Source organism: Achromobacter sp. 18P8.1.1 (assembly GCF_057799415.1).
The window spans coordinates 165244-178344 of sequence record NZ_JBYOKH010000004.1; the positions used below are offsets into that span (position 1 = coordinate 165244).

Annotated in this window: 13 protein-coding genes; 4 read left to right on the forward strand and 9 right to left on the reverse strand. The window is 64.3% G+C overall.

Annotation, left to right across the window (positions count from 1 at the left end; genetic code table 11):
- The first annotated feature begins 9 nt into the window (after window positions 1-9).
- Entirely contained in the window at window positions 10-900 is an 891-nt protein-coding gene (locus tag AC27VE_RS05095; RefSeq protein ID WP_488703200.1) for a 23S rRNA (adenine(2030)-N(6))-methyltransferase RlmJ, read from the forward strand.
- A gap of 79 nt (window positions 901-979) precedes the next feature.
- On the opposite strand, the gene AC27VE_RS05100 is transcribed toward AC27VE_RS05095, so the two are convergent.
- The 3 genes from AC27VE_RS05100 to AC27VE_RS05110 form a co-directional block, all read right to left on the reverse strand.
- Entirely contained in the window at window positions 980-2416 is a 1437-nt protein-coding gene (locus AC27VE_RS05100; RefSeq protein ID WP_488703201.1) for a dihydrolipoyl dehydrogenase, read from the reverse strand.
- Between the two features lie 229 nt (window positions 2417-2645).
- Window positions 2646-3374: a glutathione peroxidase gene (locus AC27VE_RS05105; RefSeq protein ID WP_488703202.1), complete on the reverse strand. Its 729-nt coding sequence runs from the start codon at window positions 3372-3374 to the stop codon at window positions 2646-2648.
- Window positions 3375-3545: 171 nt separating this feature from the next.
- On the reverse strand, window positions 3546-3746 hold the full coding sequence (locus AC27VE_RS05110) for a heavy-metal-associated domain-containing protein (RefSeq protein ID WP_006222281.1): 201 nt from the start codon (window positions 3744-3746) through the stop codon (window positions 3546-3548).
- Window positions 3747-3949: 203 nt separating this feature from the next.
- On the opposite strand from AC27VE_RS05110, the gene cueR reads away from it, so the two are divergent.
- On the forward strand, window positions 3950-4342 hold the full coding sequence (gene cueR / locus AC27VE_RS05115) for a Cu(I)-responsive transcriptional regulator (RefSeq protein ID WP_006222282.1): 393 nt from the start codon (window positions 3950-3952) through the stop codon (window positions 4340-4342).
- Window positions 4343-4395: 53 nt separating this feature from the next.
- Here the strand turns inward: cueR and rlmD are convergent, their stop codons facing one another.
- From rlmD to AC27VE_RS05140, 5 genes are all read right to left on the reverse strand, one after another.
- Window positions 4396-5913 (reverse strand): 23S rRNA (uracil(1939)-C(5))-methyltransferase RlmD, encoded by a 1518-nt coding sequence (gene rlmD, locus AC27VE_RS05120; RefSeq protein ID WP_488703203.1) that lies wholly within the window; start codon window positions 5911-5913, stop codon window positions 4396-4398.
- 106 nt (window positions 5914-6019) lie between these two features.
- Window positions 6020-7201: an MFS transporter gene (locus AC27VE_RS05125; protein ID WP_488703204.1), complete on the reverse strand. Its 1182-nt coding sequence runs from the start codon at window positions 7199-7201 to the stop codon at window positions 6020-6022.
- 95 nt (window positions 7202-7296) lie between these two features.
- On the reverse strand, window positions 7297-8205 hold the full coding sequence (locus AC27VE_RS05130; RefSeq protein WP_006222285.1) for a LysR substrate-binding domain-containing protein: 909 nt from the start codon (window positions 8203-8205) through the stop codon (window positions 7297-7299).
- 25 nt (window positions 8206-8230) lie between these two features.
- Window positions 8231-8578: an Imm51 family immunity protein gene (locus AC27VE_RS05135; protein ID WP_035212214.1), complete on the reverse strand. Its 348-nt coding sequence runs from the start codon at window positions 8576-8578 to the stop codon at window positions 8231-8233.
- A 105-nt stretch (window positions 8579-8683) separates the two neighbouring features.
- Window positions 8684-10237, reverse strand: coding sequence for an MFS transporter (locus AC27VE_RS05140; RefSeq protein WP_488703205.1), 1554 nt, complete (start codon window positions 10235-10237; stop codon window positions 8684-8686).
- Between the two features lie 97 nt (window positions 10238-10334).
- Here AC27VE_RS05140 and AC27VE_RS05145 point away from each other — a divergent pair, with 97 nt between their 5' ends.
- The gene (locus tag AC27VE_RS05145; protein WP_088587277.1) at window positions 10335-11210 is read left to right on the forward strand and encodes a LysR family transcriptional regulator; all 876 of its coding nucleotides are present in this window, start codon (window positions 10335-10337) and stop codon (window positions 11208-11210) included.
- Between the two features lie 106 nt (window positions 11211-11316).
- Complete coding sequence (locus tag AC27VE_RS05150) at window positions 11317-11967, forward strand: imm11 family protein (protein WP_488703206.1); 651 nt, start codon at window positions 11317-11319, stop codon at window positions 11965-11967.
- A 94-nt stretch (window positions 11968-12061) separates the two neighbouring features.
- Here the strand turns inward: AC27VE_RS05150 and AC27VE_RS05155 are convergent, their stop codons facing one another.
- The gene (locus tag AC27VE_RS05155; RefSeq protein WP_006222290.1) at window positions 12062-12814 is read right to left on the reverse strand and encodes a TorF family putative porin; all 753 of its coding nucleotides are present in this window, start codon (window positions 12812-12814) and stop codon (window positions 12062-12064) included.
- Between the last annotated feature and the right edge of the window lie 287 nt (window positions 12815-13101).

Consider the following 13101-nt stretch of genomic DNA (forward strand, 5'->3'; position numbering starts at 1 on the left):
GAACGCCCCGTGTTCAGTTACCGCCACGCCTTCCACGCCGGCAACCACGCCGACGTGCTCAAGCACGCCATCCTGGTTCACACCCTGGATTACTTCAACAAAAAGGACGCGCCCTATTGGGTCGTGGACACCCACGCCGGCGCAGGCCTCTACAACCTGGAAGGCGACTGGGCGAACAAGACCTCGGAATTCGTGGACGGCATCGGCCGCCTGTGGGAAGCCAAGGACTTGCCGCCGCTGTTGGCCGACTATGTTGCCCGCATCCGCGACTACAACACCAACGGTCGCCTCAAGCGCTACCCCGGTTCGCCGTGGCTGGCGCTTGACGTGATGCGCCCCTCGGACCGCCTGCGGCTGTTCGAGATGCACCCGACCGAAATCGACACGCTGGTCGTCAACCTGGAACACCAGGGCCGCGCGGCGCAGCGCCAGACCACAATCTACGGCGATGATGGCTTCGAAGGCGTCAAGGCCCTGCTGCCGCCGCCCACGCGCCGCGGCATGGTGCTGATCGACCCGTCGTACGAAGACAAGCACGACTACCGCCGCACGCTGATCACCGTGAAGGAATGCGTCAAGCGCTTTGCCACCGGCACCATCGCCGTCTGGTATCCGCTGGTGCAACGCCGCGAAGCCAGCGAAATGGCGCGCCACTTCGAGAACCTGAAGGTCAAGAGCTGGCTGCACGCCACCCTGACCGTCAAGAAGGCGACCATCGACGGCTATGGCCTGCACGGCAGCGGCATGTTCCTCATCAACCCGCCCTGGACACTCCACGAAGGCTTGAAGCAAGCCATGCCGTACCTCGCCCGCGAACTGGGCCAGGACGAACGGGCCGGCTTCACGCTGCAGTACCGCGAAAACCCCTTCCCGGTTCCGAAGAAGCAGTCGGACGAATAAGTCGGATAGACGATGAAAATGGGCCGCAACATTGCGGCCCATTTCCGTTACGACCCATATCGTTGGTTTAGGACGCCGATCAGGCCGTCGCGTTCTCCGATTCCTCGCTGCGCAGCGCCTCCTGGGCGCGGGCCAGTTTGGCCGCCGCATCACGCAACGCCGTACGCAGGCCCTCTTCGATCACGGGATGGTAGAACGGCATTTCCAGCATGCGCGCCACGGTCAGCTCCTGCTGCACCGCCCAGGCCAGCAAGTGGCCAATGTGCTCGGCGCTGGGTCCGACCATTTCGGCACCCAGGAAACGGCCCGTCGCGATGTCGGCGTATACGTGCAGCATGCCCTTGTTCTTCAGCATCACGCGTGACCGGCCCTGATCGCTGAAATCCACTTCGCCGATCACGAAGGTGCCCGGGACCAGCCGTCCGTAGCCCTGCCCCGCCAGCGCGATCTGCGGATCCGAGAACACCACTGCCAGCGGCGCGCGCCGCAAGCCCTGGCGCACCTCGGGAAAGCGCGCGGCGTTTTCGCCTGCGATGCGGCCTTCATCGGCGGCTTCGTGCAGCAGCGGCGCATCGGCATTGGCGTCGCCAGCGATGAAGATGGGCGAATCGCCCGCCTGCATCGTTTCCCGGTCGAACATCGGCACCCCGTGCGCATTCAACTCGAGCGAGGTGTTCTCCAGGCCCAGGCCGTCCACATTGGCGCGGCGCCCCGTGGCGACCAGCGCGTAGTCGAAGCGTTCGGTGCGTTCGCTATTGTCCAGCGTCACGTAGCGCACTTCCACTTCGTCGCCGACGCGGGTGGTCTCCAGCACGCGGGCATCCGGGTCCAGATAGAACTCGCGCTGGAAGATCTTGCGTGCATTCAGGCGCACCTGCGGATCGCTGATGCCGCCCAGGCTGCCGCTTACGCCGAAGACGCGCACGTCCACGCCCAGCCGCGCCAGCGCCTGGCCCAATTCCAGACCGATCACGCCGGGGCCGAAAACGGCGACGCGACGCGGCAAGTCATCCCAGGCGAAGACGTCGTCATTCACTACCAGGCGATCGCCCAGGGCCCGGAACGGCGGCGGCACCGACGGGCGCGAACCCGTGGCGATGACCACGCGGGTGGCATGCACTTCGGTGTGGTCGTCGACCCGCAGCACCGTGTCGGACACGAAACGCGCATAGCCGCGCAGCTTGTCCTCGGCCGGAATGTTCTCCACGCCTTCCAGCACGAAGCCGACGAAGCGGTCCCGTTCGCGCTTGACGCGGTCCATCACTTCCACGCCGTCCACCGAGATTTCGCCGCTGACGTGCACGCCGAAGGCTTCCGTATGGGCCGCGTTGTGGGCGGCTTCCGCCGCGGCGATCAGCAGCTTGGACGGCATGCAGCCCACGCGGGCGCAGGTCGTGCCGTATGGGCCGCCCTCGATCAGCAGCGCGCGCTTGCCCGCCGCTTTCGCGGCGCGATAAGCCGCCAGGCCGGCGGTGCCGGCGCCAATGACGGCGACATCAGTGTGCAGAGTTTTCATGACTGGGTATCCCCCATGTTGCGGGTAGCAAGGATTCAAAGGCGAGTTCCGCCTTGTTGCGCATCCTCGGGACGAACAGCGTCCGGCGACGCCAACGAAGGGCCGCGCAAGGAATGCGGTAAGGGTGCGTAAAAAGGGAAGCTCGTGCCGGCGGCAACGGTGCGGTCAACCTGCAACCGCGCCGTTGCGCCGGCCGGGCGCGGGGATTGCCCCCGCCCGGCTGACAGACTTAGGCGAAATGCGCCTTCAGGTCTTCCAGGCCGCCAACCAGCGAGCCGTTGATGAACACCTGGGGAGCGGTGCCCTTGCCGGACACGGCGCCGATCACACGGCCGCGGACCTTGTTTTCCAGCGGGATTTCGATCGGGGCGTAGCCCTTTTCTTCCAGCAGCGCCTTGGCTTCCACGCAGAACGGGCAGCCCGGCTTGGAGAACACAACCACCTGGTCGGGCTTCTTGGCCGTCGGGGCGATGTGCGCCAGCATGGTGTCGGCGTCCGACACTTCAAACGGGTCGCCTTCCTTTTCGGGTTCGATGAACATCTTCTGGACGACGCCGTCCTTCACCAGCATCGAATAGCGCCAGCTGCGCTTGCCGAAGCCCAGGTCGCTCTTGTCGACCAGCATGCCCATGCCTTCGGTGAAGGCGCCGTTGCCGTCGGGCAGCAGCGTGATATTGGCCGATTCCTGGTCCCTGGCCCATTCGTTCATGACGAAGGTGTCGTTGACCGACACGCAGACGATGCTGTCCACGCCGGCGTTGAAGAACGCGGGGGCCAGTTCGTTGTAGCGCGGCAGGTGGGTCGACGAGCAGGTCGGCGTGAAAGCGCCGGGAAGCGAGAAGACGACAACCGTCTTGTTCTTGAACAGATCGTCGGTCGTGACCTTCTTCCACGTGTTGTCCTCACGGACGGGGAACGTTACGTTCGGAACACGTTGGCCTTCGCGGTTTTGCAGCATTCAATCTCTCCTTGGGTAGCGGGGTTTGTTTAACCACCATGGAAAGAATGATAAATCCTGGCTATCAATTAATCAAATTTAATAAACTAACTTGATCGATAGTTTTTAGCAATTAAGAAATAACTGCCGAAAAGCCAGGCCTATCATACCCTGGCTGTCCGGCGGGCGGCATTACAGGCGCGTCGGTTCGTAGCCCGCGTCGCGGATGGCGGCTTCGAGCTTGTCGGCCTGGTCCGTGCCCGTGATGGTGACGCGGTGCGTCGGCAGATCCACCGCCACGGTCGCGCCCGGCGCCGCCTGGCTCACCGCACCGGTGATGGTCTTCACACAATGGCCGCAGGTCATGTCGGGCACTTGGAATTCGATGCTCATGGTTTTTCTCCGGAAATTTCAAGGCGGTGGGCAACCCTTTGCACACCATGGACCACAGCTTAAACATTCCCACAATGGCAAGGTCAAGCGTAGAATGGGCCTTGACCTTCCCATTATGGGAAGGTCAACACTGGACATTCCACTTCGGAACCAGCCTGGCCCGCCCTACGCGCGCCGGGCAAGCCTGACCCAAGGAGCCTGACATGAATATCGGAGAAGCTGCAAAGAGCTCGGGCATTTCCGCCAAGATGATCCGCTATTACGAGAGCATCGGCCTGATCGGCCCGGCAGTGCGCACGGACTCCGGCTACCGCGTCTATGGCGACCACGACCTGCACACGCTGCGCTTCGTGCGTCGCGCCCGTGACCTGGGATTTTCAGTGGAGCAGATGAACGAGTTGCTGGCCCTGTGGAAAGACCGCAGCCGCGCCAGCGCCGACGTCAAACGCATTGCGCTGGGGCATGTCGAGGAACTGGAGCGCAAGGCCGAGGCGCTGCGCGACATGGCCGCCACCTTGAAGCACCTGGCGCACAACTGCCATGGGGACGACCGGCCCGACTGCCCGATTCTGGAAAACCTGGGGCGCTCACACTAAGGCCGGCCGCGCAAGAACGACGGGCCGGGACTGTCCCGACCCGTTGCGCAGCATCAGCCCTGAGGCTGGCTGGCGTCTTCGGAAGCCTGTTCGGCCTCGGCGGCAACGCGGGCGTGGTACGCATCCGTCGCCGCCTGCTTGGCAGCCGCCTTCTCTGCGGCGGCGGCAGCCTTGGCCTCTTCCGCTGCCACCGCATCCGCCGCCGCCTGGATGGCGCGCTGGCGCGCGCGTTCCTTCACTTCCAGCACGCCTGCGGCGTCCAGCGATTCAAACACCGCAATCGATTCCACATGGCCCGTGTGCGGGAACATGTTGATGACGCCGGCGCTCTTCAACACGTAGCCGCCTTCATGCACCAGGATGGCGGCGTCGCGCGCCAGCGTGGCCGGATTACAGGACACGTAGACGATGCGGCGCGGACGCTCTTCGGCAGACAGTTCCGACAAGGCTTGCGACACCGCATGCGCACCTTCGCGCGGCGGATCGATCAGCATGCGGTCGAAGTAGCCCAGGCTGCGCAGCCAGTGCGCATCCACCTCGAACAGGTTCAGCGTGGCGAAGCTGGTGCGGTCGCCCAAGCCGTGGCGCGACGCGGCGTCGAACGCGCGGTCGGTCAGCGTCTTGCTGCCTTCCACGCCCACCGCTTCGCGGCCTTGCGTGGCCAACGGCAAGGTGAAGTTGCCCAGGCCGCAGAACAGGTCGGCCACGCGGTCGGTGGGCTGCACGTCCAGCAGTTTCAGCGCGCGCGACACCATCGCGCGGTTGATGGCGTGGTTGACCTGCGTGAAATCGGTCGGCCGGTACGGCATGCGCAGGCCGAATTCCGGCATCGTGTAGGCCAGCGTGTCACCATGCTCGCGTTCCATGGGGTGCACGGTCTCGGGGCCCTTGGACTGCAGCCACCATTGCACGTTGTGCTCGGCGGCGAAAGCACGCAGGATGGCGATGTCGCCATCGGTCAGCGGCAGCAGATGGCGCAGCACCAGCGCCGTCACGCCTTCGCCCAGCGACACTTCGATCTGGGGCATGCGGTCCGGCGCGGACATCGATGCGATCATCGCGCGCAGCGGCATCAGCAGGTCGCTGACGTGGCGCGGCAGCACGTGGCATTCGCGCATGTCGGCCACGTAGCTGCTCTTGCGTTCATGAAAACCGACCAGCACGCCGCCCTTTTTCGGCACGACGCGCACCGACAGGCGCGCGCGGTAGCGGTAGCCCCAGGTCGGGCCTTGCAGCGGCGGCAGGATCAGCGCGGGGCGCAGCTTGCCTACGTGCCAAAAGGTGTCTTCCAGCGACCGCTGCTTGATGGCCACTTGCGTGCTGGGCTCCAGGTGCTGCATGGCACAGCCGCCACAGACCCCGAAGTGCGGGCAGCGCGGCACGACCCGCTGCGACGAGGGGCGCATCACCTGATCCACGCGGGCGATTTCGTAAGACGGCTTGCGGCGCAGCGTCACGGTGGTGACCCGTTCACCCGGCAGGGCCCCTTCCACGAACACCACTTTCCCGTCGCGACGGGCGATCCCCCTGGCTTCCAGGTCCAGGGACTCGATACTCAAAACGTCTGACATCTCACGCAGTCCAGAATTACACGCAACCCAATATTGTAGAAGGACTCTGGCCATTCGCGAAAACGGTCTTTCACGGGGCCGGACCGCCCCGCCGGACGGACGTGTTTCAGGCGGGCTGGCGCCCTGGTGACCGCGCCGACTGCAGCCACAACGCCCCCATGGCCGCGACCGCCGCCGCTGCGCCGGCCAACGGCAGCGCCGGCAAGCCAGCCCAAGCGATCGTCAGGCTGCCCAGCCCGCCCCCTACCGCCGTTCCCAGATTGAACGACGCGATGTTCAGCCCCGCCGCCACGGCCGTGGACTCAGGCACATGGCGTTGGGCCAGCTTCAGCAGCCGCAGCGTCAGCACGGTCACGATGCAGAAGAACACCAGCCCCAGCGCGCCGGCCAAAGCCACGACCGCCCAACCGGACTGCCGGAACCCGTACAGGCCGAGCAACGTCGCGGTCAGCCCGGCCAGCGCCAGCAACGCCGCGCGGTCCGCATCCATCTTGTCGACCAGATAGCCGCCCAGCAGGTTGCCGGCAATGGAGAACACGCCGAACAGCAGCATGGCCGCGCTCAACCGCTGCACGTCCGCCCCCGTCACCTGCAGCAGATACGGCGAAACAAAGGTGAAAAAGCAGAACGTTGCCACGCTGACCAACGCGCCCACGCCGGCGGTCATCAGCATCCTGGGGTGCGTGATGGCCCGCAAGCCCGCGCCCACACTGGGCCGGTTCGCCGCGGGTGCAGGAGACACGCCCTTGCCGGGCATGCACCACAGCAGTCCGCCCAAGCCGATCAGCGCCAGCACGCCGATCGCCGCGAAAACGGCCCGCCACGACCAGATGCTGCCCAGAAAGGTGCCCAGCGGCACCCCGAGCGCCAGCGCCAGCGTCAGGCCGATCCACACCACGGCGACAGCGCGCCCGGCGCGCGCCTCATCCACGAGCCGGGTCGCGGCGTCCGACGCCACCGCCATGAAGACCCCATGGGCCAGTCCCACCACGAAGCGCACGCCCAGCAGGATCGGCAAGGTGCCCGACAGGCTCATCAAGCCACTGCCCACGGCCAGGACGGCCATGGACCACGCCAGGGTGCGGCGGTCGCGCCAATGGGCCACCAGCGCAGGGATCAACGGCGCGCCGATCGCGGCGCCGAAGGCGTAGGCGGCAATGGAGGTCCCGACCGCCTCGATCTTGGCGTGCAGGCCATCGGCCATCGCCGACACCAGGCCGGCCACCACGAATTCAGACAGGCCGAATGCAAAGGTGCAGACGGAAAAAACATAGACAGCAACAGGCATGGCACGCTCAAACTCGACAAAGACGTGCCGAGCTTAGAGGGCTGCCTACGCGCCGTAAAATATATTATTTATTGCTGAACAAGACGCTGTACGTCTTAATGGCCACGCCCGAGTGATTGCAGCAACGCGTCGACCAAGCGGTCGCGCACCGGGGATGCCCGTTCGAAATTCCACCCGATCAAGAGATCCAGATGCCGCAAAGGCGCCGGCGCGTCGGCTGCGATCGGCCGGAAGACGACATCCACGCCCGCGGTCTGGGCCAACGATGCGGGCAGCAGCGCCACGCCAAAGCCCGCAGCCACCAGCGCCACCACCGTTTGCAACTGCCGCGCTTCCTGCGCCACCCGGGGCACGAAGCCGGCCGACTGGCACAACTGGATCAACTGGTCGTGAAAACCTTGCCCCAAGCGCCGCGGCGATGCGACGAAGGGCTCGTCTTTCAGGGCGGACAGCGCCACCACGGCATTGCCCGCCAAGGGGTGCGCCGCCGGCAAGGCCACATGAATCGGTTCGCGCAGCAAGGTCTCGAACCGCAGACTCGGCGTCGTAGCGCCCGGCGTGCGCATGAATCCGATGTCCGCGCGGCCCGCTTCCAGGGCCTGCACCTGCTCATGCGTCGTGGCCTCCTGGAGCGTGAACGCGACAGCCGGATGCGTGCTGCGGAAATCGCGCAGCGCGCGCAGCAGCGAGGCATACGGCGCGATGTTGATGAAGGTGAGCGTCAGGTGCCCATCCATCCCCTGGGCCACGCGGCGCGTATGCGCCACGCCTTCTTCCAGCGCATCCAGGATGCGCCGGGCAGACTCCAGGAATGCGGCGCCCGCCGGCGTCAATGCCACACTGCGGTTGGTGCGTTCAAACAGCGTCGCGCCGATCTCGCCTTCCAGCCGGCGGATCGCCTGGCTGAGCGGCGGCTGCGCCATATGCAGGCGCTCTGCCGCTCGATTGAAGTGCAGCGTTTCCGCGACGGCGACAAACTGCCGCAACAAGCGGGTTTCGATCATTGAGACGCCCACCGTCGGTCAGGGGTCAGTCCAACTCGGCCCGGGAGAACAGGTCCTGGATCTGCCTCCAGTCTTCACATGCGGCCTTGAAGCCGACGATGAAGGCCTTCAGCGCTTCGCTGTCGGAAGAATAGGCGCAGAACGTGTCCGCTTCGGGATCAAAATCAATCTGTTCAGAGAGCTCGGGCATTTTTTCATTCAGAAAGACCAGCGCCAATGACGCCCAGTCGTAGCCCGAACCCACAAAACCCTCTTGCCTGCGGCGGCGGAAGACCTCTTCCTTGTACTCCCCAACGGTGAGGATGACTGAAAAGCTGCCTTCGTATTCCATCCAGGAAAAAGGCTTGATTGATTCTTCGAAATCGATGGTCACTGCGCTCAAAGCTCCTTGAATAGCCTGCCGCCCCGGTGGCGGCATGGGTCAACACCGCGCAAATATACCTTTGCGCGATGCCGATGGCGCGACCATTAAAGGCAATTATCGAGTTTCCCGCAACGTGAGCGCGGAATCGGGCAACAAGCGGGCCTTCCATGGCGAGAACGCCAGCAGGCTGATTACGGCAAAAACGAACGCGCTGCCGGCGCCATATGCCATCACCCATCCGAAGCCGGACAAGAGCGCGGCCTGCAACGCGCCAGCCCCTTGGCTCAGGTGCGAGAACAGCGCCTCGTGCTCCAGCACGGCCAGGTCGCCGGCGGCAATCTTCTCTGCAAAGAGGCGCAGCCCCGGCCCGTCGGACACCGCCAACGCTTGCGTCAAGTACGCCATGACACCCTCGACCAGGACCAAGCCCATCAAGGCAATGCTGAAGGCCAGGGACGTCATCCGTGCGCTCATGTCGGCGCCCGACGCCATCCCGGCCCGCTCGCGCGAGACCGCGGCCGTGATCGTGTTGGCCACCGGCGTGTTCGTCAGCCCCAGGCCCATGCCGGCGACGACGCAGCCCGGCAGGATCCACCAGCCGGGTTGCGCAGAATGGCTGCCGAACGCCATCAGAAGGAAACCTGAACCGATGAGGCTCAAGCCAGCGGGAATCACGAATCCCGGGTGATACCGCAAGGACAGTTTTTCCCCGACCGGCGGCATGAAGAGCGTGGGCAAGGTGTAGGCCAGCAGCGCCAAGCCGGTCTGCACGCTGTCGTAGCCCAGCCCGCCGTGGAAATAGATCGGCAGGTAGATGATGAATGGCCAGAAGCTGAGGTTCATCCCTACCGAACCCGCGAGCGCGCCGGAGAAGTTGCGGTTGCGGAACACGGCGAAATCGATCATGGGATGGCGGCTGCGTTTCTCGGCGGCGATGAATCCGATGAAGCTGGCGACCGACAGGCCGATGATGCCCAATGCCACCGGGCTTCCGAAGCCCAGCACCGGACCTTGCGTGACGAACAACACCAGGCAGAACACCGCGACGGAAAGCGTCAGGATGCCCGCGATATCCAGGGGCCGCACTTGCGGATCGCGCGATTCCTCTACCGCGGCGTAGGCCAGGACCAAGGTGATCACCGCCAAACCGCCATGCACCAGGAAAACCCATTCCCAGCTCGCCAGCGCTAGGATGGCGCCGCCCACGATCGGCCCGAAGCCCAGGCCCACGCCGAAGACGATGCCCCACCATGAGAACGCGGCGCCCCGTTCCCGGCCGTCGCGGAACTGGCTGGACAGGATCGCCACCTGGCAGATCAGCATCATCGCGGCGCTCAGCCCCTGAAGAAAGCGCGCCACAATCAGGACCTGGATATCTTCCGTCAGCCCGCACACCAGCGAGGTCACGCCGAAGGCAATGATGCCGACCATGAATAGCCGCTTGCGCCCGTAGCGATCGGCCAGCGTGCCCGTGGCCATCAGGATGGTCGTCATCGCGATGGTGTAGGCGGCCATCACCCACTGGAGCTGCCTGAAGCTGGCTCCCATGGCGTGTTCGATCGTCGACAGGACTGGCGGCACGCTGGATATTTCCAGGCCCAGCATCAGTGCAGAAAGGCAGATGGAGGCCAGGGCGAGCTTGCCCCGGCGCGAAGAGACGGCGGTCATGAGTGAGCATCCAGACTAAGGTGCACGCATGGTAGGCGTCCGCCATCCATTCCACAATGCTATGCTTGGATATATCAGCAACAACAATTTCGGATAGATGATGACCAAGCCTACGCTGGATGTGGACGCCGTCCAGGCCTTCGTGAGCATCGCGGAATTTCGAAGCTTCACGAAAGCGGCGGACGCCCTGGGCACGACCCAAGGCGCGATCAGCGTCAGGCTCAAACGCCTGGAAGACCGCTTGGGCCAGAAGCTGATCGAACGGACGCCGCGGCACGTGCGGCTTTCCGCGCAGGGCGCAACCTTCGTGAACGGGGCGCGTGAATTCCTGGCCGCGCACGACCGCGCGCTGGCGTTGCTGGACGCCGAACGGCGGCATTTCCGGCTGGGCATCGCCTCCCACATCGCGGGCCCGGAAACCCCGACCTTGCTGGCCCGGCTGCACGAACGCGATCCGGCGCTGAGCATCGAGGTCCGGCTGGACAATTCACACACGCTCCTGGACGCGTTCGACAATGGCGACCTGGAAGCCGTGATCGTCGGCCAAGAGGATGACCGCCGCGACGGCGAAGACCTCGGGCCCGAACATTTCGGCTGGTTCGCCGCCCCGAGCTTTGAATGGCGCACCGGCGAACCGCTCAGGCTGGCTGCCTTGATGCCCTGCTGCCAGGTCCGCAACACCGCAATCCAGGCCCTGGATCGGAACGAGATCGCGTGGAACGAGGTCTTCGTAGGCGGCGGCTACGCCGTCATGGCAGCGGTCTCGGCCGGCTTGGCGATCGGCGCCCTGGCTTGCCGCCTGGCGCCGGCCGACACCATCGAAGTCGGCGCACGCTTTTCGTTGCCCGCCCTGCCCGCCTCCCGCATCACGCTGCACTCGACGCTGACGGACTCGCGGTCGCGCGACGCGTTGCGCACGATCGCAGCTGCCTACCGCGAACACGGCAGCGTCAGGCCTAGCGGCATTCGGTGAGCACCCCAACTGTCTCAGTTCGGGCCATCCTTGCCCCTCGCCAGCCCGCGGCTACGATAAGCTCACCCATGGGAACCTTTTCACCCCCTCTCCATTTTAGAAACCTATGAACGAGCAGACCGCCATTCCCGTTTCAGTTGATACCGAGTCCTGCAAAGGCAGGTTCTTTCTCATTGATCCAAGCCTCGGAGGTAATGGTCAGGTTTCGGGGCTGGAGTTTGCGAACGAAGACGCACTGATCCACCCCAGCATGAATATTGTCGAGCGACCGACTGGCGAACCCGATCAGTATCCCGAGCGGCCACATCTGATGCTCGTGCCGGAGAAAGGGGGGCTACCGCGCGACTTTGAAGTGCTGGCAGGCATCTGGGTTGTCTCCGAGGCACTCAGACAGGTATTCCTGCGTGTAGACCCCGAAGCATTCGCATTCGTCCCATGCGACTTCACCCTTGCCGACGGCTCTCCCGGTCCGCAGTACTACCTCTGCAATGTGCTGCGCACACTGAATGCACTGGACGAAGCCCGATCGCGGGTGAAGATCAAGCTTGAGTACGACCCCCAGACTGGCCAGGACGTAAAGCTGTACAGCGTGGTGGGTGGAGCGAGTCTGGTCTTCAAAGCAGACGCCGTGGCAAATGCCCACATCTTTCGCCAAGAGCGCTTGGGTGCTTCTCCTATCTGCGACCGGGTGATGTCTGATGCCCTGGTTGCGGCGAAGTTGAACGGTGTCCGGCTGCGAGACGTAGCGGAGCTCTAAAAAAAGGGGAATTGATGGGGACTGCCCATCAGGCAGTCTCCATCAATCCCCCAAAAGGCCGACGCGTTTTCAAGGCGCCGCCACGGATTGCAATTCAGAACGCGCGCGATACCGAGAAGACCGCGCCCAGACGGCCCGACGGGTGGCCGTATTTGGTGGGCAGCCAGTTGTCCTTGGTGGCCCCGACCGCGGCCAGGCCCAGCACCCAGCCCTTCAAATCCTTCGTCACACCGACCTTGTAGTCGACGTAGTGGCCAATCGAATCGCCGTCCATGTTCGATTGGTTCTTCAGCTTCTGATAGCCCAAGTGGCCAAGCAGGCCCCAGCCATCGCCCAGATCGAACGTAGCCGTGCCGTCCAGGTACCAGGTGCCTTTGCTGTCCGGCGTGCTGAAGAAGTCGCTGGGCGTGTACGAATACTTCAGCGAGTAGTTGCCGTAGGACGCGCCCACGTACAAGTCGGTATTGTTGTAGTTGCCGCCCTTGGGCGAACTGGAGCCCGGGTAGTAGTAGTGCAGCACGCCGGCGTCAAGCGTGAAGCCGCCGCCCACGTCGCCCTTCCAGCCACCGTAGAAATCCATTTCCAGGTTGCCGTCGGTGAACACGAAGTTCGAGACGTTGGAGTTCCAGTTGCCCAGGTAGAAGCCGGAGCTGTGGGTCAGGTCGATACCCAGTTGCACTGCGGGGCGGAAGTCGGTCTGCGAGTAACCGCGGAACCGGTAGTCGCTGGCAATGGTGGCGTTGCCGCTAAGAGAAAAACCGCCCCCCAGATCGGTGGGTTCAGCCTGGGCCGTCGAGGCGAAACAAGCGGCAAGCGCAAAGGGCAAGGCTAGCAACGTCTTCTTCATGGTGCGGAGTCCTGATCGGATTTAACGAGGAGGAGGACGGCCTTGCGGCGCATCCCTCTGACCGGCTTTGCAGCGGTGAGTTACCGGCTCACTTTCCAATAAGCAATGTCCGTGCCAGGTTTCAAGCGGGTGACAATCGGCTGTCGGACCGTTGAATCCCGCTTGCCATGCACCAGAAGCGTGCAGGTGCTCCGCCTCCATTTGCGGCCCGTGCGTCAAAACGGGGAATCTGCGCCAAAGTGGAGCGCCGTAACCTCGCCCACAGCAAAAAAACCCCGGTCCGCGCA